Origin of the sequence: Inquilinus sp. YAF38, assembly GCF_052113205.1 — a bacterium.
Lineage (GTDB): Bacteria > Pseudomonadota > Alphaproteobacteria > DSM-16000 > Inquilinaceae > Inquilinus.
Genome location: NZ_JBFRCU010000206.1, coordinates 1 through 1,075, shown reverse-complemented (window position 1 = coordinate 1,075; position 1,075 = coordinate 1). Strand labels below are relative to the sequence as shown.

Annotated in this window: 1 protein-coding gene and 1 pseudogene; one reads left to right on the top strand and one right to left on the bottom strand. The window is 77.5% G+C overall.

Features of this window, described 5'->3' with window-relative positions:
- Nucleotides 1-736: tetratricopeptide repeat protein (locus tag AB4Z01_RS36260; protein ID WP_441701703.1), on the bottom strand; the 736-nt coding region annotated here is incomplete at its 3' end.
- A 43-nt stretch (nt 737-779) separates the two neighbouring features.
- Here AB4Z01_RS36260 and AB4Z01_RS36255 point away from each other — a divergent pair.
- Nucleotides 780-1,075 (top strand): annotated as a pseudogene (locus AB4Z01_RS36255) (hypothetical protein); the annotation flags it as partial.

Genomic DNA, 1,075 nt, shown 5'->3' with positions numbered 1-1,075 from the left:
CGCCGGGGAGCGGGGGCTGGATCGGGGGCTTAGCGGCGGCGGCAGGCTGGTCCTCCGGCGTGGTCGCCGGGGCGGCTGGTCCCGGCGGCGCGAGCTGCGACGCCAGGGCCCCCAGGAGCTGATCGGCGCTGGCGTCGGCGGGCGAGGGAGCAGGCACTGCCGGTGCGGCGTCGGGCGCCAGGGTGACGAAGCCGCTGCGCGGGGTGTCGTCCTGCAGCCGGGCCAGCGCCGCCTTGGCGTCGGCGCTGCCGGCATCGGCGGCGACCCGGTACCAGCCGGCGGCGGCGCGCGGGTCGGGGGCGCCGACCGCGCCGGTCTCGTACATCCGGCCCATGTTGTAGGCGCCGCGCGGATTGCCGTTGGCGCTGGCCTGGCGGAACCATTTCAGTGCCTCGGCCGGGTCGCGGGTGACGCCGCTGCCGTTGAGATAGGCCAGGCCCAGCGCGTTCTGCGAGTCGGGGTGGCCGGCCTCCGCTGCCTTACGGAAATAGGTGGTCGCGGTCGCCGAATCCCGCGCCATGCCGAGGCCCCGCTCCAGCAGCACGCCGAGATTGTAGGCGGCGTTGGTGACGCCGTGGTCGGCGGCCTTGCGGTACCAGTAGGCGGCCCGCTCGAAGCTGCGCGGCACCTGCAGGCCGAGGGCGTAGAAGGTGCCGAGATCGTGCTCGGCATCGGGCGTGCCGGCGATCGCCCGGCGCGCCAGGGCGCGCAGCTCGGCCGAGGCATCGGCGGGCAACAGCGCCTGCGCCGCCGGATCGTCGGGTGCCGCGACCTGGTCCGTGGACGCCGCGGGTGCGGCCGGGGGCTGGCTTTCCGCCGTCGGCGGCGTCGCAGCCGGCTCCGCTGGCGACGCAGGAGCGGCAGGCTCCGCACCGGTGCCCGGCGGAGTCACGGAGGCCGATGCCTGCGGTTCCGCAGCCGGTGTCGTCGAGGCCGTCGCCGGTTCCGGGGCAGGCGCCGGGGCGGCGTCGGGCTGCGGTGCCGTCGCCACCGACGTCTCGGCCGGCGGTGAGGGCGGCGTTGCTGCCGGGGCTGCCGGTTCCGGCGCGGCGGTCGCGGCCGTCTGTGCCGGGGC